Source organism: Variovorax sp. W1I1, assembly GCF_030815625.1.
GTDB classification, from domain to species: domain Bacteria; phylum Pseudomonadota; class Gammaproteobacteria; order Burkholderiales; family Burkholderiaceae_C; genus Variovorax; species Variovorax paradoxus_C.
The window spans coordinates 1726411-1752021 of sequence record NZ_JAUSWZ010000001.1 but is presented as its reverse complement, the minus strand read 5'-3'; the positions used below and the strand labels follow the sequence as shown (position 1 = coordinate 1752021).

Annotated in this window: 24 protein-coding genes; 17 read left to right on the top strand and 7 right to left on the bottom strand. The window is 68.1% G+C overall.

Translation table 11 applies throughout. The features are described from left to right. Positions 1–101: 101 nt before the first annotated feature. Positions 102–1163: a LacI family DNA-binding transcriptional regulator gene (locus QFZ83_RS08275; protein ID WP_307504843.1), complete on the bottom strand. Its 1062-nt coding sequence runs from the start codon at positions 1161–1163 to the stop codon at positions 102–104. A gap of 125 nt (positions 1164–1288) precedes the next feature. Here QFZ83_RS08275 and QFZ83_RS08270 point away from each other — a divergent pair, with 125 nt between their 5' ends. Genes QFZ83_RS08270 through QFZ83_RS08250 form a run of 5 tightly spaced genes read left to right on the top strand, consistent with a single transcriptional unit; the run spans position 1289 to position 7391 of the window. Then, positions 1289–2317, top strand: a complete 1029-nt coding sequence (locus tag QFZ83_RS08270; protein ID WP_013542287.1) for a TRAP transporter substrate-binding protein — start codon at positions 1289–1291, stop codon at positions 2315–2317. Positions 2318–2325: 8 nt separating this feature from the next. Beyond that, entirely contained in the window at positions 2326–4221 is a 1896-nt protein-coding gene (locus tag QFZ83_RS08265) for a TRAP transporter large permease subunit (protein WP_307504841.1), read from the top strand. A gap of 37 nt (positions 4222–4258) precedes the next feature. Beyond that, positions 4259–4798 (top strand): VOC family protein, encoded by a 540-nt coding sequence (locus QFZ83_RS08260; protein ID WP_101490957.1) that lies wholly within the window; start codon positions 4259–4261, stop codon positions 4796–4798. A gap of 2 nt (positions 4799–4800) precedes the next feature. Further along, positions 4801–6069 carry a ribulose-bisphosphate carboxylase large subunit family protein gene (locus QFZ83_RS08255; protein WP_307504837.1) on the top strand — a complete coding sequence of 423 codons (1269 nt, stop codon included), beginning with the start codon at positions 4801–4803 and terminating at the stop codon, positions 6067–6069. Then, positions 6066–7391, top strand: a complete 1326-nt coding sequence (locus QFZ83_RS08250; protein ID WP_307504834.1) for a four-carbon acid sugar kinase family protein — start codon at positions 6066–6068, stop codon at positions 7389–7391. Before QFZ83_RS08255 ends, QFZ83_RS08250 begins: the two co-directional genes overlap by 4 nt. Before the next feature lie 35 nt (positions 7392–7426). Here QFZ83_RS08250 and QFZ83_RS08245 read toward each other — a convergent pair whose 3' ends face one another. Beyond that, entirely contained in the window at positions 7427–7699 is a 273-nt protein-coding gene (locus QFZ83_RS08245) for a hypothetical protein (protein ID WP_306878610.1), read from the bottom strand. 164 nt (positions 7700–7863) lie between these two features. On the opposite strand from QFZ83_RS08245, the gene QFZ83_RS08240 reads away from it, so the two are divergent. The 4 genes from QFZ83_RS08240 (at position 7864) to QFZ83_RS08225 (ending at position 11579) form a co-directional block, all read left to right on the top strand. Continuing rightward, the gene (locus QFZ83_RS08240) at positions 7864–8109 is read left to right on the top strand and encodes a hypothetical protein (protein WP_306878611.1); all 246 of its coding nucleotides are present in this window, start codon (positions 7864–7866) and stop codon (positions 8107–8109) included. 127 nt (positions 8110–8236) lie between these two features. Then, entirely contained in the window at positions 8237–8731 is a 495-nt protein-coding gene (locus QFZ83_RS08235) for a hemerythrin domain-containing protein (protein ID WP_307504831.1), read from the top strand. A 95-nt stretch (positions 8732–8826) separates the two neighbouring features. Beyond that, positions 8827–9330, top strand: coding sequence for a pyridoxamine 5'-phosphate oxidase family protein (locus QFZ83_RS08230; RefSeq protein WP_307504828.1), 504 nt, complete (start codon positions 8827–8829; stop codon positions 9328–9330). Continuing rightward, positions 9330–11579: a hypothetical protein gene (locus QFZ83_RS08225; protein ID WP_307504826.1), complete on the top strand. Its 2250-nt coding sequence runs from the start codon at positions 9330–9332 to the stop codon at positions 11577–11579. The genes QFZ83_RS08230 and QFZ83_RS08225 overlap by 1 nt, the downstream gene beginning before the upstream one ends. 80 nt (positions 11580–11659) lie before the next feature. On the opposite strand, the gene QFZ83_RS08220 is transcribed toward QFZ83_RS08225, so the two are convergent. Continuing rightward, positions 11660–11890 (bottom strand): hypothetical protein, encoded by a 231-nt coding sequence (locus QFZ83_RS08220; protein ID WP_307504823.1) that lies wholly within the window; start codon positions 11888–11890, stop codon positions 11660–11662. 233 nt (positions 11891–12123) lie between these two features. On the opposite strand from QFZ83_RS08220, the gene QFZ83_RS08215 reads away from it, so the two are divergent. Both QFZ83_RS08215 and QFZ83_RS08210 read left to right on the top strand, forming a co-directional pair. Next, the gene (locus QFZ83_RS08215) at positions 12124–13815 is read left to right on the top strand and encodes a hypothetical protein (protein WP_307504819.1); all 1692 of its coding nucleotides are present in this window, start codon (positions 12124–12126) and stop codon (positions 13813–13815) included. Further along, positions 13812–14057 (top strand): DUF333 domain-containing protein, encoded by a 246-nt coding sequence (locus tag QFZ83_RS08210; protein ID WP_307504816.1) that lies wholly within the window; start codon positions 13812–13814, stop codon positions 14055–14057. The genes QFZ83_RS08215 and QFZ83_RS08210 overlap by 4 nt, the downstream gene beginning before the upstream one ends. A gap of 12 nt (positions 14058–14069) precedes the next feature. On the opposite strand, the gene QFZ83_RS08205 is transcribed toward QFZ83_RS08210, so the two are convergent. Beyond that, a complete protein-coding gene (locus QFZ83_RS08205) occupies positions 14070–15773 on the bottom strand; it encodes a M14 family zinc carboxypeptidase (protein ID WP_307504813.1) in 1704 nt (567 codons plus the stop codon). Positions 15774–15852: 79 nt separating this feature from the next. On the opposite strand from QFZ83_RS08205, the gene QFZ83_RS08200 reads away from it, so the two are divergent. Both QFZ83_RS08200 and QFZ83_RS08195 read left to right on the top strand, forming a co-directional pair. Beyond that, positions 15853–16749, top strand: a complete 897-nt coding sequence (locus QFZ83_RS08200) for an amidohydrolase family protein (RefSeq protein ID WP_307504810.1) — start codon at positions 15853–15855, stop codon at positions 16747–16749. A 119-nt stretch (positions 16750–16868) separates the two neighbouring features. Then, positions 16869–18014 (top strand): ABC transporter substrate-binding protein, encoded by a 1146-nt coding sequence (locus QFZ83_RS08195; RefSeq protein WP_307504807.1) that lies wholly within the window; start codon positions 16869–16871, stop codon positions 18012–18014. Between the two features lie 16 nt (positions 18015–18030). Here QFZ83_RS08195 and QFZ83_RS08190 read toward each other — a convergent pair whose 3' ends face one another. Beyond that, positions 18031–18801, bottom strand: coding sequence for an IclR family transcriptional regulator (locus QFZ83_RS08190; protein ID WP_307504804.1), 771 nt, complete (start codon positions 18799–18801; stop codon positions 18031–18033). Between the two features lie 141 nt (positions 18802–18942). On the opposite strand from QFZ83_RS08190, the gene QFZ83_RS08185 reads away from it, so the two are divergent. The 3 genes from QFZ83_RS08185 to QFZ83_RS08175 are packed head-to-tail and all read left to right on the top strand — an operon-like array spanning position 18943 to position 22859. Next, positions 18943–19911, top strand: a complete 969-nt coding sequence (locus QFZ83_RS08185) for a tripartite tricarboxylate transporter substrate binding protein (protein WP_307504801.1) — start codon at positions 18943–18945, stop codon at positions 19909–19911. A 12-nt stretch (positions 19912–19923) separates the two neighbouring features. Beyond that, positions 19924–20742, top strand: a complete 819-nt coding sequence (locus QFZ83_RS08180; RefSeq protein WP_307504799.1) for an enoyl-CoA hydratase/isomerase family protein — start codon at positions 19924–19926, stop codon at positions 20740–20742. Continuing rightward, on the top strand, positions 20739–22859 hold the full coding sequence (locus tag QFZ83_RS08175; protein ID WP_307504796.1) for an acetate--CoA ligase family protein: 2121 nt from the start codon (positions 20739–20741) through the stop codon (positions 22857–22859). Before QFZ83_RS08180 ends, QFZ83_RS08175 begins: the two co-directional genes overlap by 4 nt. Positions 22860–22880: 21 nt before the next feature. Here the strand turns inward: QFZ83_RS08175 and QFZ83_RS08170 are convergent, their stop codons facing one another. Next, positions 22881–23864: a D-2-hydroxyacid dehydrogenase family protein gene (locus QFZ83_RS08170; protein ID WP_307512659.1), complete on the bottom strand. Its 984-nt coding sequence runs from the start codon at positions 23862–23864 to the stop codon at positions 22881–22883. A gap of 20 nt (positions 23865–23884) precedes the next feature. After that, complete coding sequence (locus QFZ83_RS08165; RefSeq protein WP_307504793.1) at positions 23885–24880, bottom strand: tripartite tricarboxylate transporter substrate binding protein; 996 nt, start codon at positions 24878–24880, stop codon at positions 23885–23887. 387 nt (positions 24881–25267) lie between these two features. Between QFZ83_RS08165 and QFZ83_RS08160 the strand changes: the two genes are divergently transcribed. Then, on the top strand, positions 25268–25516 hold the full coding sequence (locus QFZ83_RS08160) for a hypothetical protein (RefSeq protein ID WP_307504791.1): 249 nt from the start codon (positions 25268–25270) through the stop codon (positions 25514–25516). Positions 25517–25611 lie beyond the last annotated feature (95 nt).

The following is a 25611-nucleotide window of genomic DNA, read 5'->3' as shown; positions in this document are numbered from 1 at the left end:
CGCAAAGCGCAGCCATAGCTCGGGCTATGGCGAGCATTTGCAACGCCGAGCGGGTGTGTCTGGGCGGGATGAGCGGGCATGGCGGATTCGTTCACACCTTCTCAGGGCAAGTTTTCCCTGAAGATCACCTGGCTGCGCGTCGTTTCCACGCCGCTCAGCGCCTCGCGCTTGTCGCGCAGGTTGGTGAAGATGCGCACGCAGCTCATCAGCGTGGTGTGCGGACTCTGCGTGATGACTGCGTCCATGCTGCCGTCGATCAGCAGCGCACGCGTGTCGGGCGTGAGGCCGTGGCCGATGAAGACCACCTTCTGCTCGCGTCCCGCTTCCTTCAGCGCCCGCGCCACGCCATCTGACGCGCCGCCGATGTTGTAGATGCCGCCCATGTCGGGGTATTGCTCCAGCAGCGCGCGGGTCTGCCGGTAGTTCTTGCCCGCGTCGTCCTGGCCTTCGCGCAGGCCCACGACTTCGAGCTTCGGGAACATCTCGTCGATGACATGAAGGAAGCCTGCCTCGCGCTCCTCATGCGCCTTGTAGCTGAGGCTGCCCGCGATGAGCGCGGCCTTCGCGGCGCGCGCGCCGATGAAGCGGCCGATGAGATAGCCCGCGGTGCGGCCCGCAGCCCGGTTGTCCAGCCCCACGAACGCGGCGCGCTCGGAGTTCGACAGGTCCGAGATCAGCGTGACCACCGGCAGCCCGCGGGCCGCCAGCGCGGCCACCGCCTCGCGCACCGCCGGATGCTCCAGCGCCATCATCGCGATGCCGTCGCAGCGCTGGCCGTGTTTGCGCAGCGCGTTGGCCAGCTCATGCGGATTGAAGCTCTCGATGAACACCGTGCGGCACTGCACGTTGAACGGCGCCCAGTGCTCCTGCGAGTAACCCACCATGTCGCCCAGCATGCGGATGAAGCGGTTGGTGCCCGCCGGCAGCAGGAACACGAGCCGCAGCGGCGGCGGCGTCAGCGCCGCATAGAGCTCCGGGCCCGGCAGGTAGTCGAGCTCGCCCGCGGCCTTGAGCACGCGCTGCACCGTCGCGTCGCGCACGCCGGGCCGGCGGTTGAGCACGCGGTCGACAGTGGCGGTCGACACCTGCGCCGCGCGGGCGATATCGACCACGCGCGCGCGCCGTGCATCGGAAGGAGGAGGAGGTGAAGGGTTATCCCGCATACATCAAAAACCATCAGGATCGAGTTTGACCCGGATGATGCATCCTTTTATCTTCGCTGTGGCCCGAATCCACTGATGCATCAGATTGCATCAACCGCATTCCGAAGATCCTGGAGACAAAAGACATGACATCGCTGACCCGCCTGAACCGCAGAGGTGCGCTGCGCACCCTTTCCGCCCTCCCCGCCGCCGGCATCGTGTCGGCCGTGCCGCGCATCGCGCGCGCCGCGGAGTTCTCGTACAAGTACGGCAACAACCTGCCGCTCAGCCACCCGCTGAACATCCGTGCGCAAGAGGCGGCCGACCGCATCGCCAAGGAAACCAAGGGCCGGGTCGAGATCAAGATCTTCCCGAACAACCAGCTCGGCGGCGACACCGACATGCTCGCGCAGGTGCGCTCGGGCGGCATCGAGTTCTTCACGCCCTCGGCACTCGTCATCGCCACGCTGGTGCCGGTGGCCGCCATCAACGCGGTGGGCTTCGCATTCAACGACTACGGCCAGGTATGGGCCGCGATGGACGGCAAGGTCGGCGCCCATGTGCGCGGCGCCATCGCCAAGTCGCGCCTCTACGCCTTCGAGAAGATGTGGGACAACGGCTTCCGCCAGACCACCAGCAGCAAGGCCGCGGTCGCGAACGCGAAGGACATGGACGGCCTGAAGATCCGCGTGCCGGTGAGCCCGCTGTCGATCTCGATGTTCAAGGGCCTGGGCGCCGCGCCCGCGAGCCTGCAGTTCAGCGAGGTGTATTCCGCGCTGCAGACGAAGATCGTCGATGCGCAAGAAAATCCGCTGCCGATCATCCAGGTCGCCAAGCTCTTCGAGGTGCAGAAGTTCTGCTCGCTCACCAACCACATCTGGGACGGCTACTGGTTCATCGCCAACGGCCGCGCATGGGACGCCCTGCCCGACGACCTGAAGACCATCGTCGCGCGCGCCATCAACGACGCCGGCATGCAGCAGCGCGAAGACATCAAGAAGCTCAACGAATCGGTCGTCGGCGACCTGCAGGCCAAGGGCCTCACCATCAACCGCCCCACGGCCGACAGCTTCCGCGCGAAGCTGCGCGAATCGGGCTTCTACGGCGAGTGGAAGGGCCGCTTCGGCCCCGAGGCCTGGGCGCTGCTCGAAGGCACCGTCGGCAAGCTGGCCTGAGCGGGCTCATGGTGCATGAATCCACTTTCGAGGCGGCCCCGTTCGTGGGTGCCGGGCCTTCGGCCAATGCGCTGAGCGGCATCGCCGGGCGCGCCGACCGCGTGATCGGCGGCGCCGTCGAGGCGGTGGCCGCGCTGCTGGTGCTGGCCGAGATCTGCGTGCTGTTCGCGGGCGTGGTGTCGCGCTACGTGTTCCATGCGCCGCTGGTGTGGTCGGACGAGCTCGCGTCGATCCTCTTTCTCTGGCTCTCGATGCTGGGCGCGGTCGTGGCGCTGCGGCGCGGCGAGCACATGCGCATGACGGCGCTGCTGCAGAAGGTGACGCCTTCGACGCGCGCCATGCTCGATGCTTTCGCCATCGCGGCGTCCATCGCGTTCCTGGTGCTCATCGTCTGGCCCTCGATCGACTATGCGCACGAGGAGTCGTTCATCGTCACGCCCGCGCTGGAGATCAGCAACGCCTGGCGCGCGGCCGCCATTCCGGCTGGCATCGGCATCATGCTGGTGATGGCGCTGCTGCGCCTCGTGCGCGTGTGCACGGGCCGACAGATCGCCGTCGCGGTGCTCGGCATGGCCGCGCTGGTGGCCGCCTTCTGGCTCGCCGCGCCGCTGTTCGCGACGCTCGGCAAGTTCAACCTCGTGATCTTCTTCGTGGTCGTGGTGGCCGCCACCGTGCTCTCGGGTGTGCCCATCGCGTTCTCTTTCGCGCTGGCCACCTTCGGGTATCTGGCGCTCACCACGCGCACGCCGCTGCTGGTGATGGTGGGGCGGCTCGATGAAGGCATGTCGCACCTCATCCTGCTCGCGGTGCCGCTCTTCATCTTCCTGGGCGCGCTGATCGAGATGACGGGCATGGCGCGCGCCATGATCCAGTTCCTCGCGAGCCTGCTGGGCCATGTGCGCGGCGGCCTGTCGTATGTGCTGATCGGCGCGATGTACCTGGTGTCGGGCATCTCGGGCTCCAAGATCGCCGACATGGCCGCCATTGCGCCGGTGCTGTTCCCCGAGATGGTCAAGCGCGGCGCCAAGCCCGGCGACCTGGTGGCGCTGCTCTCGGCCACCGGTGCGCAGACCGAGACGATTCCGCCGTCGATCGTGCTCATCACCATCGGCTCGGTCACGGGCATCTCGATTGCCGCGCTCTTCACAGGCGGGCTGCTGCCGGCGGTGGTGCTCGGCGTGGCACTGTGCGTGGTCGTGTGGTGGCGCTACCGCCGCGAAGACCTCAGCGGTGTGCAGCGCTACAGCAAGCGCGAAATCGGCAAGCTGCTGATGGTCGCGCTGCCCGCGGTGCTGCTGCCCTTCGTGATCCGCGCCGCGGTGGTCGAGGGCGTGGCCACGGCCACCGAGGTGTCGACCATCGGCATCGTGTACTCGGCGCTGGTCGGGCTCTTCGTGTACCGGCAGTTCGACTGGAAACGGCTCAAACCGATGCTGATCGACACCGCCTCGCTCTCCGGCGCAATCATCTTCATCGTCGGCTGCGCCACGGCCATGGCCTGGGGCCTCACGCAGTCGGGCTTCTCGCAGGACCTGGCCCGCATCATGGGCGCGCTGCCGGGCGGCGCGTACGGCTTCCTGGCCGTGTCGATCGTCGCGTTCATCGTGCTGGGCAGCGTGCTCGAAGGCATTCCGGCCATCGTGCTGTTCGGACCGCTGCTGTTCCCCATCGCCAAGGCCGCGGGCGTGCACGAGGTGCACTACGCGATGGTCGTGATCTTCTCGATGGGCATCGGCCTCTTCGCACCGCCCTTCGGCGTCGGCTACTACGGCGCCTGCGCCGTGAGCAAGGTCAACCCCGACGAGGGCATCCGCCACATCTGGGGCTACATCGCCGCGATGCTGGTGGGCCTGGTCATCGTGGCCGCCTTCCCGTGGTTCTCGACCGGCTTCCTGAAATTCTGATCACAACAACACACTCACATCACCGGAGCCAACCGCAATGAGTCGATTCCTCGGCGAGATCCGCCAGCTGGGCTATGTCGTGCACGACATCGAAGCCGCCATGGACTACTGGAGCACCACGCTGGGCGTGGGCCCGTGGTTCTACAACCCCAAGGTGCCGATCAAGAACTACCGCTACAACGGCGAGGCGCACGAGCCGCACAACTCGGTGGCGCTCGCGAACTCGGGCTATGTGCAGGTCGAGCTGATCCAGACGCGCAACGACGTGCCCTCGATGTACCGCGACTTCCTCCAGGCCGGGCGCACCGGCCTGCAGCACGTCGCCTACTGGACCGCCGACTACGACGCCGACCTCGCGCGCCTCACCGCGCAGGGCTTCAAGCCTGTGATGAGCGGCGAAGTGGGAGAGCGCGGCCGCTTCATCTACTTCGATACCGAGTACCACCCGGGCACGGTGATCGAACTCTCCGAAGTGGCGGGGCCCAAGGGCAAGATGTTCGACCTGATCCGCAGCGCCTCCGAAGGCTGGGACGGCAGCGAACCCGTGCGCCCCTTTCCCGACCTGAGCAAGCTGTGACGATGGCGGCCGAACGCATCCGCGCGCGCTACCTGATCGAGACGCCGGTGGACCCGGCGGCCGTGGCCGAGGTAATGGCCGGCGAGCAGTCGTGCGGCACCTTCACGCGGGTCGAGGGCGAGACCGATGCGCTGCGCGAACGTGCGCGAGCGACGGTCGAGGCGATCACCGAGCTGGAACCTGCGCCAGCGCCGAGCCTGCCGAACGCGCTGCTCGAACGCAAGGGCACGCGCGGTCCGTGGCGGCGTGCGCATGTCGACATCTCGTTTCCCGTGGCGAACATCGGCGCCAACCTGCCGACGCTTGCGGCGACCGTCTCGGGCAATCTCTACGACCTGGGCGAAGTGACGGGCCTGCGGCTCGAATCGCTGCACGTGCCGGCCGCCTACCGCGCGCAATTCGAGATGCCGCGCATCGGCATCGCGGGCACGCGGCGCGCCACGGGCGTTTCGAACGGCGCGCTGGTCGGCACGATCATCAAGCCGAACGTGGGCCTGTCGGCGGCCGAGACAGCGGCGCTGGTCGGCCGGCTCTGCGCCGCGGGCGTCGATTTCATCAAGGACGACGAGGTCTGCGCCGACCCCGCGCATGCCCCGCTCGCAGAGCGCGTGCCTGCCGTGATGGCGGTCGTGCGCGCCCACCAGGAGCGCACTGGCAAGCATGTGATGGTGGCCTTCAACATCACCGACGAAACCGATGCGATGAAGCGCCACGCCGACCTCGTCGAGCGCGAAGGCGGCTCCTGCGTGATGGCCAGCCTCAACTGGTGCGGGCACTCGGGCATCCAGACGCTGCGGCGCCACACGGGCCTTGCACTGCACGGCCACCGCAATGGTTACGGCGCGCTGTCGCGGCACCCGTTGCTGGGCATTTCGTTCCAGGCCTACCAGACGCTGTGGCGGCTCGCGGGCGTGGACCACATGCATGTGCACGGCCTGCAGGGCAAGTTCTCCCAGCCCGACAGCGAAGTCATCGAATCCGCGCGCGACTGCTTCACGCCGCTCACCGATGCGGCGGACGACCGCGTGATGCCCGCCTTCTCGTCGGGCCAATGGGCGGGCACCGTGCCCGCGACCTGGGCCGCCATCGGCAGCGACGACCTTCTCTTCATGGCCGGCGGCGGCATCCTCGCGCACCCCGACGGCGCGGAAGCCGGCGTGACCAGCATCCGCCAGGCCTGGTCGGCCGCGCGCGCGGGCACGGCGCTGCAGGACGCCGCGAAGCACGCGCCCGAACTCGCGCGCGCCCTCGCCTTCTTCGGCAAGCCATGACGCCGGCTCCGGCCGTCGTCTACTACGGCGACGATTTCACCGGCGCGACCGACACGCTCGGAACCGCGGCCCGCGCGGGCTTGCGCGCGCTGCTGTTCCTCGAGACGCCCGATGCCGCGCGCATCGAGCGAGCCGGACCGCTCGACGTGCTGGGCATCGCGGGCGCGGCGCGCGCCATGACACCGGAGGCGATCCAGGCCGAGCTCGCGCCCGTCGCCGCGCTGTTCCACTCGCTCGGCGCGCGCGTGCTGCACTACAAGACCTGCTCGACCTTCGACAGCGCGCCGCACATCGGCTCCATCGGCGCCGCAGTGCGCGCATTGCGCGGCGCGGTCGAGCAGCCGTGGACCGCGATCGTCGGCGGGCAGCCGAACCTCGGGCGCCATTGCCTCTTCGGCCATCTGTTTGCCGCAGCGGGCGCCGGCGGCGAGGTGTTTCGTATCGACCGACATCCGACGATGAGCCGGCACCCGGTCACGCCGATGCACGAGGCGGACCTGCGGCTGCACCTCGCCGGACAAGGCCTGGCGGACGTGCGCTCCATTCCTTTCACGGCGGCATCGAGTGGCAGCCACGCGCTCCGCGAGGCACTGCAACGAACTCTGCACCCGCCTTCACCCGCCAAGCCACCTGAGGCCGTGCTGTTCGACGTGGCTGACGCGGCGCAACTCGCTGCCATCGGCGAGGTACTGTGGGCGCAAGCCCGACGCGACACATTGCTGGCCGTGGGACCGAGCAGCGTGGTCGATGCGCTGGCCGCGGCGCTCGGCCCGCGCGCCGATGCGCAAACTGCCGCTGCCGTGACACCAGCGACAGGCCCCGTGCTCGTTCTTGCAGGCAGCCTCTCTCCCGTCACCGCGCGCCAAGTCGCGGCGGCGCAGTCGTTCGACATCGTGTGGCTCGACGCGCCGCGACTCGCCCAACGCGATGCGCCGACCTTGCAGCGCCACGCGCGCGACATCGCACAGGCGCTCGCCCGTGGCCGCCACGTTCTCGCTTGCACCCGCCCGCCCGATCAGGCATCGCCGTCTCCGGACGTCGATGCCCAAGCCCTCGCACGCGCCGGTGGAGATTTGCTGGTTCAAGTGCTGGCGCACGTACCGCTGCGGCGCGTGGGCGTGGCCGGTGGCGACACCTCGAGCCACGGTGTACAGGCGCTCGATGCCTGGGGCCTCTCCTACGTGGCCGACATGGGTGCGGGCGCCTCGTTGTGCCGCGTGCACAGCGACGACACGCGGCTCGATGGCATGGAGATCATGCTCAAGGGCGGCCAGATGGGCACCGACGACGTGTTCGAGCGGCTGGTGCACGGCGCGGGCTGAACCCGCCGAAGCTGCGTCTCTGCGTCTCTGCGTCTCTACATCTGCCCCTGTCCGTCGCTGGTGCGGTCGTGCACCCAGCGCACCGCCTGCTGCTCGGCGTGGCGCAGTGCCTCCGCTTCCGTGCCGTAGGAGGCGTTGTCGGTGTCGTCGGGCAGCTCGATGTCTTCCGGCTTGTCCGACCGGCCCTGGCAGCGCACGACGGGCCGGTAGGTCAGGTCGTCGATCCGCTCCGCGCGGCACAGGAACATCCAGCCCCGGTAGGTGAAGGTGACGAGACGCTCATCGAGCGGCGGTGATGTGGTGTCCATGGTGGCCTGTCTTTCTTTGCTTGCGTTGACACCCAATCTGCGCCGCTCCTCGACGGATGCATGTGAGAACCGGCCCACGTTGCGCGTCGGCGGAAGCGACCGATCGGCGGACGCGGGCTGCGCTACGGTCCGCGAACATCCACATACAAACAACCACGCTCACCATGGAAATCCTCTCTCTCGTGCAATGGCCAGCCTTCGCCGCTTCGGTTGCCGCCGCCTGGCTGGTCGGGTCCAACGCGAAGGGTCGCCGCAATGTCGGCTTCTGGGTGTTCCTCGCGAGCAATGTGCTGTGGGTGGTGTGGGGCGTGCACACCCAGGCGTGGGCGTTGATCGCCCTGCAGGTGTGCCTGGCCGCGCTGAATGTGCGCGGGCTTTTCAAGACCGAGGACAAGGCGGACGACAACTGATGCCAGCGTCCAGGACCCGGCCCACCGTCCTTTGAATCGCCTGCACGCGCATGCGGAAAAATCCTACGCACCGGCGCGGGTGCGCTCTGCAACCTGAGGTTTTCCACCAACCACATGGAGCCCCACGATGCCCACCACCAAGCGCGCCGAACCCGATGCATGCAGCCTTCTGGACACGGACCACAAGAAAGTCAAGAAGATGTTCACTGCCTACGAGGAACTGGCGAACTCCAAGGCCGCCAGCGCGGCCGACAAGAAGCGCGAACTGGCCAACCAGATCTGCGCGGAACTGACGGTCCACACGCAGATCGAGGAAGAAATCTTCTACCCCGCCGTGCGCGAAGCGATCAAGGAGACCGACCTGCTCGATGAGGCCGAGGTCGAACACGCGAGCGCCAAGGACCTGATCGCGCAGATCCAGGAAGCCACCGAGATCGACGACATGTTCGATGCCAAGGTGAAGGTGCTGGGCGAGTACATCGACCACCACGTGAAGGAAGAGCGCAACGAGATGTTCCCCAAGGCGCGCGCCGCCCGCGGCCTCGACCTTGTGGCCATGCGCGAACAGCTCATGGCGCGCAAGGAAGAGCTGATGAGCGAACTGATGGGCGAGCCGGCGTAAGACGCTCCGCCCCAATACGCCTCCCTCCAGCCCGCCCCCCGCGTCCGGCACCGGCACCCCGGTGCCGGACGCTTCAACCTATGGAAACCCCCGCCATGACCGCCACCACCGGAAACACCAGCAAGCTCTGGGAACTGATCAAGGACACGCGCTTCGGCATGCTCACGCACCGCCATGCCGATGGCCAGCTGCACAGCCACCCGCTGACCACGCAGAACAAGGACGTGGACGAAAACGCGACCCTCTACTTCTTCGTGCCCAAGGACGGAGAAATTGCACAGCACGTTGCGACCGACCCGACCGTGAACGTCTCCTACGCCAACACCGACGACGACAGCTACGTCTCCGTTTCGGGCCATGCGGCGCTGCTGGAAGACCCCGCGAAGAAGGAAGCGCTGTTCACCAAGATGGCCAAGGCCTGGTTCCCTGAAGGCCCGACCGACCCGAACCTGGGCCTGCTCGCGGTGAGCGTGCTGCGCGCCGAGTACTGGGACGTGGACGACAGCAAGATGGTGCAGCTGTTCAAGATGGCCAAGGCCGCCATGACCGGCGAGACGCCCAAGAACCTGGGGGAACACAAGAAGGTCGCCGTTTCCTGATGAGTGCGGTGCCAACGCAAACGCCATCGCAATCACCATCGCCCACGACGGCGCCGCACCGCTGGCAGTTCATCCGGGTCGGGGGTGCCGACCAGGTCATCTTTCGCACGGGCGAAGATATCGCCCGCCTCGGCGAGCTGGACCAGAAGCTGTGGGTCGCCCTCGCCTGCCCGACACGCGGCATCGATTTCGATGCGCGCACGCTCGACCTCATCGATGCCGACGGCGATGGCCGCGTGCGCCCGCCCGAAGTGGTCGCGGCCTGCGAATGGGTGTGTGCGCGGCTGCGCAATCCCGACGTGCTGCTGCAAGGCAGCGACGTGCTGGCGCTGGACGACCTGGATGCCGGCAACGCCGATGGCGCGCGCCTGATCGAGGAGGCGCGCCGCCTGTTGCAGATCCAGAGCAAGCCCGATTCGGCCACGCTCACGCTGGCCGACATCGCCGACCGCGGCGAGTTGCTGGCGGCCATGCGTTTCAACGGCGACGGCGTCATCACGCCCGAGACGGCCGAGGACGACGCCGTGCGCGCCACGGTTGCCGAGATCATTCGCACCCACGGCAGCGTGCCCGACCGGCACAAGGCCACGCCGGGCGTCGACCGCGCCCGCATCGAAGCCTTCTTCGCCGAGGTGCAGGCCGCGCGCGGCTGGCATGCCAAGGCCGATGCGAACGACAAGGCACTGATGCCGCTCGGCGAGCCCACGCTGGTCGCAGCGGATGCCACGCGCAAGGTGCAGGCCAAGCTAGACGACTACTTCGCGCGCTGCCGTGTCGCCGCGTTCGATGCGCAGGCCGTGGCGGCGCTGAACCCTTCGCCCGAGGCCTATGACGCGTTGGGCGCGAACAGGCTCGACCTGAGCGCCGACCCGATTGCCGACCTGCCGCTCGCGCCCGTCACGCCGCGCTGCGTGCTTCCGCTGCATGGCAACCGCATCAACCCCGCGTGGACCGGAGACATCGCCGCGTTCGCCGAACGCGCCGTCACGCCGCTGCTGGGCGCGCGCGACGAACTCGCGGAAACGGAGTGGCAGGCCATCAAGCAGCAGCTCGCGCCGCTGCAAGCGCTGATGGCCAAGCGGCCCGACAACGCCGCCGCCGCGCTGTCGCTCGCGCAGCTCGACGCCTTCCTGCAGACGCGCGAGCCGCTGCTCGCGCTGCTTCACGACGACGAAGCCGCCGAGACGCACAACAACCTGCTCGTCGACCTGGAGAAGCTGATCCGGCTGCAGCGCGACCTCGTGGTGCTGCTCAACAACTTCGTGTCGTTCAAGGCCTTCTACCGGCGCGAGGGCGCGATCTTCCAGGCCGGCACGCTCTACCTGGACGGCCGCAGTTGCGAGCTCACGGTGCAGGTGCAGGACACGGCCAAGCACGCCGTGCTGGCGGGCCTTGCGAAGACCTGCCTCGCGTACTGCGACTGCACGCGCCAGGGGCAGAAGATGAGCATCGTCGCGGCGTTCACCGCGGGCGACATCGACTTTCTGTTCGTGGGCCGCAACGGCGTCTTCTACGACCGCCAGGGCCGCGACTGGGACGCCACCATCACCAAGCTGATCGAGAACCCGACCAGCGTGGCGCAGGCCTTCTTCGCGCCCTACAAGAAGTTCGTGCGGGTGATCGAGGAGCAGGTCGCCAAGCGCGCGGCCGCGAGCGAGGCGGCGGGCCAGGGCACGCTGACGAGCTTTGCGACCAAGCTCACGACCGCCGATCAGGCCGCAGCAACGGGCGCGGCCAAGACGCCCGCTGCTGCGCCCCGCACGGCGGGCCGCGTGGATGTCGGCACCGTGGCCGCCATCGGCGTCGCCCTCGGGAGCATCAGCGCGGTGCTGGTCGCCATCTTCGGCAAGTTCGTCGACCTGGGGCAATGGATACCGGTGGCGCTCATCGGCATCGTCGCGGCGATCTCCGGGCCGAGCATGCTGATCGCCTGGCTCAAGCTGCGCCAGCGCAGCCTGGGGCCGATCCTGGACGCGAGCGGCTGGGCCATCAACGGGCGCATGAAGGTCAATGTGCGGCTGGGCGGCATGCTGTCGCAGACCGCGCACGTGCCGCCGGGCGCGCGGCGGGTAGCGCGCGATCCGTACCGCGAGCGGCACGGCGCGGCCGGTGTCGCCGCCGCGGCGGTGCTGGCGCTGGCGCTCGTGGTGCTGGCCTGGCGCATGGACTGGCTGGACCACCGGCTGCCCACCGCGCTGCAGCACTCGCCGACCGCCGCAGCCACGGTGCCGCCCGCGCCGTCGTCGTAGTGGCGGGAATCAGCTCAGACGGATAGATACAGGGGCTATGAAACTTCCGGGCCGCGTTGCAGGGGCTCGGGGATTGCACGTCAGGCGCCGGGCCTCGCGCTCCGCTCGCGGATGAAGTGGCCGACCCGGAGCCTGACGCGCTCCATGGCGGCGTCCAGGCTGAGTTGCGGGGTGATCACGAGCACCCATCGAGGATCGCCGCCGAAGCTCAGGCTGGCCATGCCGACATAGCTGCCGGCGGGTGTCTGCGTGAGCTTGAAGGAGCCGGTCCAGTGCTCCGGCAGGTCGATGGCAAAGGGGGTTGCTTCCATATGAGGGGGTCGAGGGTAGTGGCTCGCCCTCGTGCGACCCAAGGAACTATTACCAGAGCGGCAATAAATTCCGCAGACCTGCTTTATTGCCGGTCGGACTGAAATCGCGTTCCACTGGACAGCCCGGCCCGCGCGGTAGGAGCCCTCCCGCATCACAAAGCGCCATTGCCCCCCGGCTTCCGTCATGGACGGCGCACACAATGGCACGCCTCCCTGCACGAGCCCTCGCCCGCATGACCCTCAACGACCTGTCGCCCCGCCTCGAACGAAGTCTCTGCGCACTGGGCCTTTGTGCACTGCTCGCGCTGTCGGCCTGCACGGGCAGCACCGAAGCCAAGCGACAGGCTGACAACAGCACGCCGCCGCCCACCGACTGCACCGCCTGGGTCGGCACCGACCGCAATGCGATGCTGCCCGGCTACCTGCTGCACCAGGGCCCCAAGGGCACGGGCAACACCGTCTGCGTGCCACTGCTGCTCACGGCCAACCCCACGCCGGCGAGCTACGCGGGCGGCGACTATCACATCAGCGAATTCACCGACGACAAGCTCAAGGCCCGATGGCGCGCCTGCAAGGAAGATGCGGCCTGCTTCAAGCGCATCAACGCGCAGATGCAGCGCTGGCTCCCGCCGAACAAGGAGCGCGCCACGCGCTCCACCGGCGTGGTCGATCCCTCCGGAAAGATCGATCCCGACGGGCAGGTCGACCTGAAGCAGATCCGCCGGCCCGCCTTCTTCGCGAAGGCGCCCTACCGCGAAGGCATCGCCGAAGCGGAAGGCCGCACCTACACAGTCGAGTTCACCGTGCCGCCCGATGCCTTCGAGCGCATCGACCTGAAGAAGACCGCCGACATCAAGCTGCGCGGCTGGTACATCGAAGGCGCCGGCGTGGACGATGGCAAGGGCGGCAAGGTGCGCGCGCTTGCGATCATGGCGCCGGGTGGCGGCGGGCAGCTCACGGCGATCCAGCATCCGGACGAGGTCTCCTACCGCATCGACGAGAAAACGGGCAAGACCACGCCCATCCAGTTCCCCAACGCCACCACCGAAACCATGGGCCAGCGCTGGTGGCGCGAGAACCTGCATGCGCTGAACCAGGCGGGCTTCGACGTGCTGGCCTACGACCGGCGCGGCGAAGGCATCTCGGGCGGCTTCAGCGACACCAACACGCTGGAGCAAGGCGAGGACGTGTTCCGCACGCTCGGGCAGCTCGAAGACGGCCGGGGCCTGCGCATGCTCACGCCCTCGGGCGAGGTGCTCGAGGGCACCGCCGCGCGCGGCCGGCTGCTGGCGGGCATGAAGGCCAACGAGATTCCGCTGGTGCTGGGCGGCTACTCGCGCGGCTCGATGTCGACCGCCTGGGCGATGACCACCAACTACGTCGCCTCCTGCAGCTTCGACCTGCCGGAAGTCACCTGCGCCAAGCCCCGGGGCCTGCGAAACATCCGCGGCGCGATCTTGCTGTCGTCGTTCGCGAGCGGCGCGGGCTATGTGGGCGACGCGCCCGATCTCGCGGACCGCAACCTGTTCCTGGGCGGCATGGCGGCGGACCACCACATCCTTTTCTATCCGAACTCCGCTCCGCTCGCGGGCATGGACCGCTGGCCCGCGGCCTTCTTCGGCAAGGGCCTGTGGGACCGCGCGGAAACGCTGGAGGGCACCGTCGCGGCCTACAACCGCATCCGCGGCGTGAAGGAAATCGTGCTGGCGCGCGGACCGCATTCGATCGAGACCTGGCCCGAATCGGACCGCCGCTACCTGCGCGAGCGCATGGTCGCGTATGCGAAGGTGGTGGTGATCGGCGGGCGCACCGTGCCGGGCGCGCGGTCGTGGAAGGACTTCAAGGGACTGGTCGCGACCACACCCGATTCGTGGGAGCCGTCGTCGAAGCCGAAAACGACGACATCTACAACACTGGCCCGATGACCCACAAGTACCTGCTGCTCCCCTACTGCGCACTCGTTCTCACGGCCTGTGCGCAACCCCAACCTCAGCCCGAACCGCCCCGGGTCGGCATGGCGAACCCGGCATCGGTCTATTGCCAGAAGCTCGGCGGCAAGACGCTGATGAAGTCGAACGACAAGGGGCAGTACGGCATCTGCCAGTTGCCCGATGGCAAAGAGATCGAGGAGTGGGCGCTCTATCGGCGAGATCACCCCGCGAAGTAGAACGGCGCGGCGTCAGCTCAATCCCACCACCGGGTAGCGTCGCCACCCGGCCTCCGCATGGCGCTGGCCGTGCGCAAAGATAAAGCCCAGTACCGCCTGCGGGTCGCCGAGCTTGTCGGGGTTGTTCTTCTTCCATGCATCGAAGCCGGCCTTCAGCGCCGGCTCCTCTTCCAGCATCCGGTGCGCCGTGTCTTCGAACACGTAGGCCGAGAAGCTCTCCTTCTTTTCGAGCACGCCGTTGAAGAAACCCCAGCGAAAGAAGCTGTCGTGGGCTTCGGGCTCCAGCGTTTCGACGATGTAGCGGGCCTTGGGCTGGTCGAGCGAAATCCACACGTCGCCCGCGCGCGCATGGACGGTCTCGGTGCGCGGAATGAGCGTCACCTCGTCATGGAACATGTGCCCTTCGTACGGACCGGGGCGCGGGGCCACGTGCTCGATGCGGTACACGCGGGCGTTCTCGAAGACCTCGTCTTCTTCCAACCTGCGCAGCGCCACGCCGTTCCACTCCAGCCGCTCGATCACTTCGCGCCAGGCCTGCGGAACGAGATAGGCCTTGGGCGCGGCGACGGCCACCTCTTCCACGAAGCGATCGAAGTACGGGATGTCTTTTTCCCAAGGCTGATTGCGGTCGTAAGACAGGCGCTGGTAGTTGCCCAGGCTGCTCGGCGTGTAGACCGCCTCGTACCCCTTGAAGCGAAAGCTGTTCGGCCGGCTCTGGTCCGAACGCCACAACAGCGGCCACTGCGCCTGCTGCGCGGCACCGGCCTTGGCCTCACGGCGCAGCACCTGAATTTCCGCCGCATGCGCGACAGTGAAATCCAGCACCACCTCGACCAGCGTCCGCATCGCCGCGACACGGTCGGCGTAGGGCTTGAGCATGTGCGTCTCGGGCATGAAGCCGATGGTGTGGTGCAGCGCCGCGTAGCCGGTCGAGAAGCGCGGCGAATCGAGGAAGTCGGCGATGCCGTCGTCGGGCGTCTCGGCCACGCAGTTCACGTAGGGGCAGGTGGGCCAGCCGCGCGCGTCCATGTCGCCGTAGATCGCCGGCAGCATGCGGCCGCGCAGGAACCGGCCGAGGCCGCCGCCGAGCTTGTCGGGCTGGGTCGGGATCAGCGTCATCGTGTAGGCGTAGTCGGCACCGTTCGAGGTGTGGGTGTCGACCATCACGTCCGGGTCCCACGCGGTGAAGAAGCGGTTGAACGCCTGTGCGGCGAGGCTGTCGCACTTGATGAAGTCGCGGTTCAGGTCCAGGTGCCGCGCGTTGCCGCGAAAGCCGAACGATTCCGGGCCCAGTTGATTGACGCGGGATGTGCTTTGCCGGTTGAGGCAGCCGTCCACGTTGTAGACCGGAATGAACAGGAAGACCGTGTCGCCCAGTGCCGCGAGCCGCGCGGGCTCGGTGCAGAAATCGCGCACCAGCGCCATGCAGGTGTCGATGCCCTCGGGCTCGCCCGGGTGGATGCCGTTGTTGTTGAAGAAGACCGGACGCCCCTCGCGCTTGAGCGCCTCGCGGTCGAACTGCGCATCGGCAGTGACGATGCCCACGTGCATCGGAATGCCGTTGTCCGAGGTGCCGATCTGCGTCCATCGCAGCACCGAGGGAAAGTCCTTCGCGAGCCGTTCGTAGAAAGCGACGCATTCGGCCCAGGTGGTGGTCTGGTTGCGGTTGCCGTTTTCGTACGGCGTGAGGTACTGGCGGTCTTGTTCAGCAGACATCGGGAAAGGCTCCGTTGATCGAAACCGATTCTGCATCGACGATCGCGTGTCTTCCACGGGCATCTCGCAAGGAACATCCATGGCTCCCTTCTCTTCCTCCCTCTTTCGCGCTGCGCTCCTGGCCTGCGGCGCGGTCTTCGCTTTTTCGGCACAGGCGGCCGACTACACCGGCCCGATCTTCGACGCCCATCTCCACTACAACGAGGAAGCCTGGAACGGCAGCAGCGGCCCGTTTCCGCCGGCCGAGGCGCTCGCGCGCATGCAGCGCAACGGCGTGCGCGCCATCGTCGGCAACTCGCGGCCCAACGAAGGCACGCGCACGCTCGCGGCGCTGCGCGAGACGCGCGAAGCCGGCGTCACGGTCGTGCCCTTCGTGCGCCTCTACCGCAACCGCGCCGACTACACCAACTGGTTCCGCGACGAGACCATCTACGAGATGGTGCAGACCGAACTCGCACGCGGCACCGCGAGCGGCCCCTACCGCGGCATCGGCGAATTCCACCTGTACGAGAGCGCCAACGCCAACGGCCCGGTCGCAAAGAAGCTGATGCTGCTGGCCGAGCAGCGCCAGCTCGCCGTGCTCGCGCACGTGGACGACGAGGCGGTCGACCTGCTGATGGCGCACTCGCCCACGCAAGGCCGCGAGCTGCGGCTGATCTGGGCGCACACCGGTATCGGCGGCGCGCCGGTCGCGCGGGTGCGGCAGATGCTGGAGCGCTATCCGAAGCTGATGGGCGAGCTGTCGTACCGCCCGGGCCTCACCTGCGAAGGCGGCAAGCTGTGCGCGCCGTGGCGCGAGCTGATCCTGGCGTTTCCCGACCGCTTCCTCGTCGGTTCCGACACCTGGGTCAACCAGCGCTGGAGTTCCTACGACGAGACCATGCAGGGCTACCGCAACTGGCTCGGCGACCTGCCGCCGGCCGTCGCGCAGCGCGTGGCGTGGGGGAATGCGGCGGGGTTGTTCGGGGTGCGATAGCCCGACTGAACCGAGGGTTTACCCGAACTCACGGTTACACTGGATTACCTTTCCACACGAGCGGCGAAGGGCCTGTCGGCTTCCCCGGAGAGGCTTCGACCGCTCGGCATCGCCATCCCATGCCCTTCCTCAAAACCTCCCTCCACCGCAGAGACGCGATCAAGTACGTTGCCGTTGCCGGCGCCGCCATCGCACTCCCCGCCCTTGCCCAACCCGCACGCATCGTGCTCGGCCAATCCGCCGCCTTCAGCGGCCCCGCGGAGCAACTGGGCCTGCAGATGAACCAGGGCGCGCGCATCTACTTCGACGCGCTCAACGCCACCGGCGGTGTTAACGGCCGCACCATCGAACTGCGCACGCTCGACGACGGCTACGAGCCCGAGCGCTGCAAGGCCAACACCGACAAGCTCATCAAGGACGACGTCTTCGCCCTCTTCGGCTACGTCGGCACGCCCACCTGCATGGCCGCGATGCCGCTGGTCGACGCCGCGAAGATCCCGTTCTTCGGCCCCTTCACCGGTGCCGAGGCATTGCGCGATCCGTTCCGCAAGACCGTGTTCCACGTGCGCGCCTCGTACGACGACGAGACCGCGCTCATCGTCAAGCAGCTCACCTCGCTCGGCATCCAGAAGATCGCGGTGTTCCACCAGAACGACGCCTACGGACAGGCCGGACTCTCGGGCGTCCTCAGCGCGCTCAAGCCCATCGGCCTGGCGCCGGTTGCCATCGGCACCGTCGAGCGCAACTCGGTCAACGTGAGCAAGGCGGTGAAGGACATCATGGCCGCCCAGCCCGCCGCCGTGATCCAGGTGGGTGCCTACAAGGCGTGCGCCGCGTTCATCCGCGAGGCGCGCAAGGCCGGCTACGGCGGCACCTTCTTCAACGTGTCGTTCGTCGGCACGCAGGCACTGGCCGACGAGCTCGGCAAGGAAGCCCGCGGCGTGGTGATCAGCCAAGTGATGCCCTCCCCGTTCTCCACGAGCACCGCGATCTCGCGCGAGTACGTGGAGGCCGTGCGCAAGGCCGGCGGCGACGCCAAGCCGAACTACTCGAGCATGGAAGGCTACGTGGCGGCCAAGGTGTTCACCGAAGGCCTGAAGCGCGCCGGCAAGCCGGCCACGCGCGACTCGCTCGTCGCCGGGCTCGAATCGATGCAGAACACCGACTTCGGCGGCTTCCACGTCGACTTCAGCGCGCGCGACCACAAGGCGTCGAACTACGTCGAGCTGTCGATGCTCACGGAAGACGGCAAGGTCCGCCGCTGACATCGACGAAGGCCTGCTAGCGCATCGCGCCGGCGGGCTCCCGCGTGTCCACCGCGCGGGTGATCTTCTGGCTCAGGGCCAACAGCGGCGCGGCGAGTTCACCCGCCACGTCGCTCGATGATTCCGTGGACGACACGCTCACGTTCAACACGTAGCCCCACGCGGATTCCAGCTTCAGCGGCGCGGCCAGCGCCACCACTTCCGGCTGCCACGAGGCGGCGCACCAGCCCCGCAGCACGACGCTCTCGATGGACTTCTCGATGTCCTTGCGCAGCCAGGGCCAGTCGGTTCTTCGTGCGGCGAATTCCGCGAACAGCGCCTCGCGCGCGTCGGCCGGCGCCACGGCCAGCCAGGCGCGTCCCAGCGAGGTCAGCTCGATCGGCACGCGCTGCCCACTCACCACGCTGCGCAGCGACGCGCGGCGGTTGTAGCGGATCGATTCCAGATAGACCATCTCCGAGCGGTCGGCCACCGCCAGCCCGACATTGATGCGCAGCTTTTCGGCCAGCGCCCGCATCAGCGGCGCCGCGGCCTGCAGCACGACCGAGCCGGTGCGCATGGCATGCGCCAGGCTCAACACCGGTGCGGCCAATCGGTAGGCGCGCGCACTCCGGTCGTGCGCCAGCATGCCGGCCACCACCAGCGTCTGCGTGAGGCGGCTCACCGTCGCGGGCGAGAGGCCGGTGCGCTCTGCGATCTCGCTGTTGCCGAGCAAGGTGGAGCCAGGCCGGAAGGCGCGAAGGATTTCCATGCCCCGTTCGAGCGAACGGTTGAGCGTGCTTGCCATGTTGTCTCCTTGATTCCCAGAGGGGCGGGCCGTCCTCTATTTCCATTCAGTGGAATTGGACCGGTGCGCGGCCGGAGTATGCGACCTAAGCTGAAGGCTCGCTTCATCCCCTAGCTTCCCCCTACAAAGAGAGACACAGGCATGCCGACATTCACACCGTTTCGTGCGCTCGCGCTATCGCTGATCGCCATTGCGCCGCTCGCCACCTGGGCTGCCTTCCCCGACAAGCCGCTGCGCATCGTGGTGCCCTTCGCGCCCGGCGGCGGCACCGATGCGATCACGCGCACGCTCGGCGTCGGCATGTCGGAGGCGCTGGGCCAGCCCGTCATCGTCGACAACAAGCCGGGCGCCGGCACGATCATCGGCAGCGACTTCGTCGCCAAGAGCGCGCCCGATGGCTACACGCTCGTCATGGCGACCTTCGCGCATGCGGTGAACCCGGCGCTGCAGGCCAAGCTGCCCTACGACACCGACAAGGCCTTCGCACCCGTGGCGCTGATCGGCGTCTCGCCCAACGTGCTGGTGGTGCGCACCGACAGCCCCTACAAGACCGTCGCGGACCTCATCGCCGCAGCCAAGGCGAAGCCGGGCAAGCTGACCTTTGCATCGCAGGGCAACGGCACCTCGGCGCACCTGGCCGGCGAGCTCTTCAAGAACCTCGCCAAGGTCGATCTGACGCACATTCCCTACCGCGGCGCCGGCCCCGCCATGACCGACCTGCTGGGCGGCCAGGTGGACATGATGTTCGCCACCGCATCGGCCGTGCGCCCCTTCGTGGACAGCGGCAAGATGCGCGCGCTCGGCGTGACCACCGCGCGCCGTTCCCCTGCCTACGCCAGCGTGCCGACGCTCGCCGAGGCCGGCGTGCCCGGCTATGCGGCCGAAAGCTGGTACGGCCTCTACGTCGCGGCCAAGACGCCCAAGGATGTGATCGACCAGCTCAACGCCGCGGTCAAGAAAGCCGTCAAGACGCCCGCCTTCATCAAGCAGACCGAAGCGGAAGGCCTCGCCGTCGACGTCGGCGCGCCCGCGCAACTCGACACCTACGTGCGCGCCGAAGAAGTGCGCTGGCGCAAGGTCGTCAAGGACAACCACATCACCACAGACTGAGGAACATTCCCCATGAGCACCACCACCACACCCGACACGGCACCGTCGCTGATCGAGCTGGAAATCCGCGCCGGCATCGCGACCCTGACGCTGAACCGCCCCGAGAAACGCAACGCCATCACCGACGGCATGCGCAGCGACTTCATCGCTGCGCTCGAAAAAATCGGTGCCGACAACAGCGTGCGCGCGCTGGTGCTGACCGGCGCCGGCAAGGGCTTCTGCGCGGGCGGCGACGTGGCCGGCATGCAGCGGCGCATGGACGCACCCGCGGGCGAGGTCGGCTTCAACGGCTGGAGCCGTCAGCAGCGCGTGCACCACTCGGTGTCGCTGCTCCACACGATGCCCAAGCCGGTGATCGCGGCCGTCAACGGCGGCGCCAACGGGCTCGGCGCCGACATGGCGATGGCCTGCGATTTCGTGCTGGCCTCCGACGCCGCCAGCTTCGCGTGGAGCTACATCAAGCGCGGGCTGATTCCGGATGGCGGCGGCATGTATTTCCTGCCACGTCGCGTGGGCCTTTCGCGCGCCAAGGAACTGATCTTCACCGGCCGCAAGGTCGAGCCCGACGAAGCGTTGCGGCTCGGCATTGCCGACCGCGTGACCAGCGCGCAGAACCTGCTCGCCGATGCGCACGCATGGGCGACCGAGCTGTCGCAAGGCTCCGCGGCGGCGATCGCGCTGGGCAAGTCGATCCTGAACCAGAGCTTCGAATCGCCAGCCGAACAGGTGTTCGCCAAGGGCAGCCAGGCGCAGGGCATCTGCTACACGACGCAGCAGCATCGCGATGCGGTGCTGGCGTTCCTGAATGCGGGCAAGGAGAAGGCGGCATGAGCGCCCTCTTGCCCGACATGCCCGACAACGCGATCGCACGGTTGATGAAGCCACGCAGCGTGGCGGTGATCGGCGCCTCGGCCGACCCGACGAAGACAGCGGGCCGCCCCGTCGCGTACCTCACGAAGCACGGCTTCGGCGGCGCGATCTATCCGGTGAACCCGCGCGCCGACGTGATCGGCGGGCTCAAGAGCTACCCCGACGTGCAATCGCTGCCCGAGGCGCCCGACGTGGGCATCGTGCTGCTTGGCGCCGAGCGCGCGCACGAGGCGGTGCGCGAGCTGGCCGCGCGCGGCACGGCGGCGGCCATCGTGCTGGCCAGCGGCTACACCGAGGTCGGCGCGGAAGGCGCGCGGCGCCAGCAGCAGTTGCTGGGGGCCGCGGGCAACATGCGCATCCTGGGGCCCAACACCATCGGGCTGGTCAATCTCACGGACCGCATCACGCTCTCGGCCACGGGCGCGCTGGAGATGCAGGACTTCGAGGCCGGCAGCATCGGCGTCGTGTCGCAGAGCGGCGGCATTCTCGGCGCGCTGCTGTCGCGCGCGGCGGCGCGCGGCATCGGGTTGTCGAAGCTGATCTCCACCAGCAACGAGGCCGACCTCGACATGGCCGACTTCATCGACCACCTGGCGGACGACGAGGCGACCTCGGTGATCGCGCTCTACATGGAAGGCGTGCGCAACCCCGCGAAGTTCAAGGCCGCGGCGCTGAAGGCGGCGCGCAAGGGCAAGCCGGTCGTCGTGTTCAAGGTCGGGCGTTCCGAATCGGGCGCGGCGGCAGCCGTGTCCCACACCGGCGCGCTCGCGGGCGCGGACCGCATGTACGACGCGCTGTTCCGCGAAGTCGGCATCGTCCGCGCGCAGACCTTTTCCGACCTGCTCGACCTGCCCGCCGCGCTGGTCACCGGCCGGCGCCTCGCGGGCCGCCGCGTCGCGGTGCTCACATCGACCGGCGGCGCGGGAACGCTGGTGGCCGACAGCCTCGGCACCGCGGGCTTCGAGACGCCGGCACCCGACGAAGCGACGGCCGCCGCGCTGCGGGCGCTGCAGTCCGGCGACCACGCGGTGCTGGACCGCAACCCCATCGACGTCACGTTGGCGGGCCTGCAGCCTGCCCTGCTGCGCGGCGCGATCACCTCGCTGCTGGCCAGCCCGAGCTACGACGCGGTGGTGGTGATCGTCGGCTCTTCGGGCCTCGCGATGCCTGACCTGATGGCCAGCGCCATCCACGACAGCCTGCCGGGCAGCGACAAGCCGCTGATCGTGTTCGTGAGCCCGCATGCGCCCGGCATCGCGAGCCTCTTGAACCAACGCGGTGTGCCCGCCTTCATGGCGCCCGAAAGCTGCACGAGCGCGCTCGCGGCGATGCTGGAAACGGCGCAGTGGAAAGAGCCTGCGGCGCGAGACGGTGACGCGACCGTCACCGTCCGCATCGACGACCTCCCCGATGGCCCGTTGAACGAAGCAGAAGCGAAGAACCTGTTCGTCCGCTTCGGCGTGCCGTGCGTGCGCGAGCGCATCGTCGGCAACGCCGAAGAAGCGGTCGCGGCGGCGCGCGAGCTGGGCGCAGACAAGGTCGTGCTCAAGATCCTGTCGTCCGAGATCACCCACAAGAGCGATGTCGGCGGCGTGGCCGTCGGCATCGCGGCAGACCGCGTCGGCGAACGGCTCGAGCGCATGGCCGCAGAGGTGAGCGAGCGCGCCGGCGTGCGGCCGGCGCAGTTCCTGGTGCAGGAGATGGTCGAAGGCGGTGTGGAACTGATCCTCGGCTGCCATCGCGATCCGCTCGGCTCCGCGGTGCTGCTCGGCATGGGCGGCGTCACGGCCGAACTGCTCAAGGACACGGCGCTGCGCATGGTGCCGCCCGGTGGATTGAACCGCGACGAAGCGCTCTCGCTCGTGCGCGAGCTGCGCACCTGGCCGCTGCTCGATGGGTTCCGGGGGCGCAAGCTGGCCGATGTCGATGCGCTGGTGTCGGCGATCGTCGCGTTCTCGCGAATGATCGACGCGCTCGGCGAGCGGCTCGTCGAGGCGGAGATCAACCCGGTGTTCGTGCTGCCGAAGGGAGAAGGCGTGCGAGCGGCGGACGGGGTGGCGGTGCTCGCACGCGGATGACCGGGTGGGCGCGCCGCCGGATCAGGTCCTGCGGCGCGCGGCCTCCAGCGCTTCGGGGTTCACGACATCGGTAAGCCGCCCTTCGGCGAACGCGTTGATGTTGTCGAAGGCGATGCCGAAATAGCGCTCGTAGTTGTCCTTCTCGACATAGCCGATGTGCGGCGTGCACAGCACGTTGGGCAATGCGAGGAGCGGATGGTCCTTCGCCATGACGGGCTCCTGCTCGTACACATCGACGGCCGCGAACCCTGGATGGCCAGCGCGCAGCGCCCGCTCGAGCGCGCCCTCGGCGACCAGCTCGGCACGGCTGGTGTTGACCAGCAGCGCCGTGCGCTTCATGCGCGCGAGGTCATCGGCCGTGACCAGCCCGTGCGTCTCCGCCGTGAGCCGCACGTGCAGGCTGATCACATCGCTCTCGGCGAAGAAGGCTTCGCGCGACGGCGCCGCCTCGAACCCGTCGGCGCGCGCCGCGGCGGTCGATGCCTCGCGGCCCCACACCCAGACCTTCATGCCGAACACGCGGCCGTAGGCGGCCACCTGCCGGCCGATGCGGCCATAGCTCCAGACACCGAGGCGCTGCCCGCCCAGTTGCTGGCCGAGGTGTCCCTGCCAGAGCCCCTGGCGCATGCGGTTGGCTTCGTCCACCAGATGCCGGCGGCTCGCGAGTGCGAGCGCCCAACTCAGCTCAGCCGTGGCGGACCCGGCCCCGCTGCCCTCGGCCACGAGCACGCCGCGCGCGGTGCAAGCCGCCAGGTCGACGTGACCCGCGAGCTTGCCGGTCTGGCTGATCAGCCGGAGCCTGGGCAAGCGGTCGAGCAGCGCCGCATCGATGCGCGTGCGCTCGCGTGTCAGCACGATGGCCTCCGTGTCGGCGAAGCGCTCGGCCAGCGCATCGGCGCCCTTGACCGTGTCGTTGAAGATGCGCGTCTCGTGGGCATCGAGCTTCGAAAAGCAGTCGAGGCCGCGAACACAGTCCTGGTAGTCGTCGGGGATGGCGATGCGCATGCGCGGGTGTTCCTTGGCTTTCATTGCAGCGTGATGTGAAGTTCGTCGACCGTGCGCTTCCACATCGCCAGGTCGTTGCGCACGAGCGTGGTGAACTGCTCGGGCGGCATGCCGCCGGGGGTGATGCCCTGGGCCTTGAAGAGATCGCGGACCTCCTTGGTGTCGAGGGCGCGTTTCACTTCGGCGTAGAGGCGCTGCGTCACGGCCGCCGGCGTGCCGGCCTTGAGCAGCAGGCCGTACCAGCCATGTACCTCGAAGCCGGGGTAGCCCTGCTCGGCCACGGTCCGCACGGCAGGCAGCCCCTCGAAGCGCGTGGCCGTCGCGACCGCGAGCGCGCGCAGCTTGCCGGCCTGAATGAACGGCAAGGCGCTGCTCATGTCGAGGAACATGAACTGGATCTGCCCACCCAAAAGGTCCTGCACCGCGGGGCCGGCGCCGCGATAGGGCACGTGCGTCGCGCGCATGCCGGCGCGCTTTGCGAACAGCGCCGCGCCCAGATGCGCCGAGGTGCCGTTGCCGGACGAGCCGTACGACAGGCCCTCCGGCCTGGCTTTCGCGCTCGCGACCAGCGCCTGCAGGTCAGGCGCGGGGAAATCGGTGCGCACCACGACCGCGTGGGGCACGAAACCCACCACGGTCAACGGAGCGAAATCGCGCAGGGTATCGAAGGGATAGCCGGGCATCAGCGCCGGATTGGTCACCGCCAGGATCGACGGGAACACCAGCGTGTAGCCGTCGGCCGGCTGGTGCTTCACCTCGCTCATGCCGATGACGCCACCGCCACCGGGCTTGTTGTCGATGATCACGGGCTGGCCCAGGTTCGTCGACATGATCTTGCCGATCGCGCGCGCCATGAGGTCGGTAGGACCGCCGGGCGAGAACGGCACGACGATGCGGATCTGCTTGGACGGGAAAGTGTTGTTGTCGGCCCAGGCGCACGGGGCCAGCGCCGTGAGCGCGAGCGCGCCTCCCATGGCGTTGAAGTGGCGCCGGGAAGGGGCGAAGGTTGAGGGCACGCGTGTCTCCTTGGCTTGTGGATGCACCGCTGCATGCGGTGAGCATCCTTGGCTTTTCTTTCGATACACCAGCTTAGGCCGGAGGTGCCTTGGCCGCATCCCGCCGATTCCACTCCTTGGAATTGAAAAACCTGCTTTCAATCCAGTTCGAATGCGATGCACCACAATGCTATTAGTACGTTAGACTTCACTTCGGTAGCCCCTTGTTTTCTCCCTCCTCCCCTTCTCAGGGCTACCCTTGCCCGCCTCGTGCGGGCTTTTTCTTGCCCGATCGGTGTTGTCCCTCGCGCGGCGGCTGGCCCGTCCTACAGCTCGGAACACCCAACGGCCGACAGAGAAAGCGGCCACGCAATGGGACCATGGCCGTTCCATTTCCACAGGCCAGGTATGAGCTTCAAAGACATCAGGGATCGGTTCGGCGCGTCGTTCCAACGGGGTGACCGCGTCATTTGCGAGGGCCGGTTCGGCACCGTCGCCAGCGCGAACTATTCGCACATCCGGGTGCGGTTTGACGGCAAGTCGATTTCGGCGCCGTGCGAGCCCCGGGATTTGCAGCTGGTGGACCCCGCGATGAGTTCGCCCCCCACGCCCATGACTCAGTTTTCCTCAGTGCAGGAAGCCGTCCCGCTTCAATAGGCAACAGGGCACCGCTGCGATCTTCCGCACGCGTCGCCTGCTTCGGGGTCAAATCGGCTTTCATCGCGCGCAATACGCGACGCCTGCCTACAGGG

Bases quoted from the DNA above. Each gene is read 5' to 3' on its own strand.
- QFZ83_RS08260 (WP_101490957.1), top strand. From the start codon at position 4,259: ATGAGTCGATTCCTCGGCGAGATCCGCCAGCTGGGCTATGTCGTGCAC.
- QFZ83_RS08235 (WP_307504831.1), top strand. From the start codon at position 8,237: ATGCCCACCACCAAGCGCGCCGAACCCGATGCATGCAGCCTTCTGGAC.
- QFZ83_RS08255 (WP_307504837.1), top strand. From the start codon at position 4,801: ATGGCGGCCGAACGCATCCGCGCGCGCTACCTGATCGAGACGCCGGTG.
- QFZ83_RS08245 (WP_306878610.1), bottom strand. From the start codon at position 7,699: ATGGACACCACATCACCGCCGCTCGATGAGCGTCTCGTCACCTTCACC.
- QFZ83_RS08205 (WP_307504813.1), bottom strand. From the start codon at position 15,773: ATGTCTGCTGAACAAGACCGCCAGTACCTCACGCCGTACGAAAACGGC.
- QFZ83_RS08275 (WP_307504843.1), bottom strand. From the start codon at position 1,163: ATGCGGGATAACCCTTCACCTCCTCCTCCTTCCGATGCACGGCGCGCG.
- QFZ83_RS08210 (WP_307504816.1), top strand. From the start codon at position 13,812: ATGACCCACAAGTACCTGCTGCTCCCCTACTGCGCACTCGTTCTCACG.
- QFZ83_RS08160 (WP_307504791.1), top strand. From the start codon at position 25,268: ATGAGCTTCAAAGACATCAGGGATCGGTTCGGCGCGTCGTTCCAACGG.
- QFZ83_RS08220 (WP_307504823.1), bottom strand. From the start codon at position 11,890: ATGGAAGCAACCCCCTTTGCCATCGACCTGCCGGAGCACTGGACCGGC.
- QFZ83_RS08230 (WP_307504828.1), top strand. From the start codon at position 8,827: ATGACCGCCACCACCGGAAACACCAGCAAGCTCTGGGAACTGATCAAG.
- QFZ83_RS08175 (WP_307504796.1), top strand. From the start codon at position 20,739: ATGAGCGCCCTCTTGCCCGACATGCCCGACAACGCGATCGCACGGTTG.
- QFZ83_RS08190 (WP_307504804.1), bottom strand. From the start codon at position 18,801: ATGGCAAGCACGCTCAACCGTTCGCTCGAACGGGGCATGGAAATCCTT.
- QFZ83_RS08265 (WP_307504841.1), top strand. From the start codon at position 2,326: ATGGTGCATGAATCCACTTTCGAGGCGGCCCCGTTCGTGGGTGCCGGG.
- QFZ83_RS08215 (WP_307504819.1), top strand. From the start codon at position 12,124: ATGACCCTCAACGACCTGTCGCCCCGCCTCGAACGAAGTCTCTGCGCA.
- QFZ83_RS08170 (WP_307512659.1), bottom strand. From the start codon at position 23,864: ATGCGCATCGCCATCCCCGACGACTACCAGGACTGTGTTCGCGGCCTC.
- QFZ83_RS08180 (WP_307504799.1), top strand. From the start codon at position 19,924: ATGAGCACCACCACCACACCCGACACGGCACCGTCGCTGATCGAGCTG.
- QFZ83_RS08200 (WP_307504810.1), top strand. From the start codon at position 15,853: ATGGCTCCCTTCTCTTCCTCCCTCTTTCGCGCTGCGCTCCTGGCCTGC.
- QFZ83_RS08270 (WP_013542287.1), top strand. From the start codon at position 1,289: ATGACATCGCTGACCCGCCTGAACCGCAGAGGTGCGCTGCGCACCCTT.
- QFZ83_RS08250 (WP_307504834.1), top strand. From the start codon at position 6,066: ATGACGCCGGCTCCGGCCGTCGTCTACTACGGCGACGATTTCACCGGC.
- QFZ83_RS08240 (WP_306878611.1), top strand. From the start codon at position 7,864: ATGGAAATCCTCTCTCTCGTGCAATGGCCAGCCTTCGCCGCTTCGGTT.
- QFZ83_RS08195 (WP_307504807.1), top strand. From the start codon at position 16,869: ATGCCCTTCCTCAAAACCTCCCTCCACCGCAGAGACGCGATCAAGTAC.
- QFZ83_RS08185 (WP_307504801.1), top strand. From the start codon at position 18,943: ATGCCGACATTCACACCGTTTCGTGCGCTCGCGCTATCGCTGATCGCC.
- QFZ83_RS08225 (WP_307504826.1), top strand. From the start codon at position 9,330: ATGAGTGCGGTGCCAACGCAAACGCCATCGCAATCACCATCGCCCACG.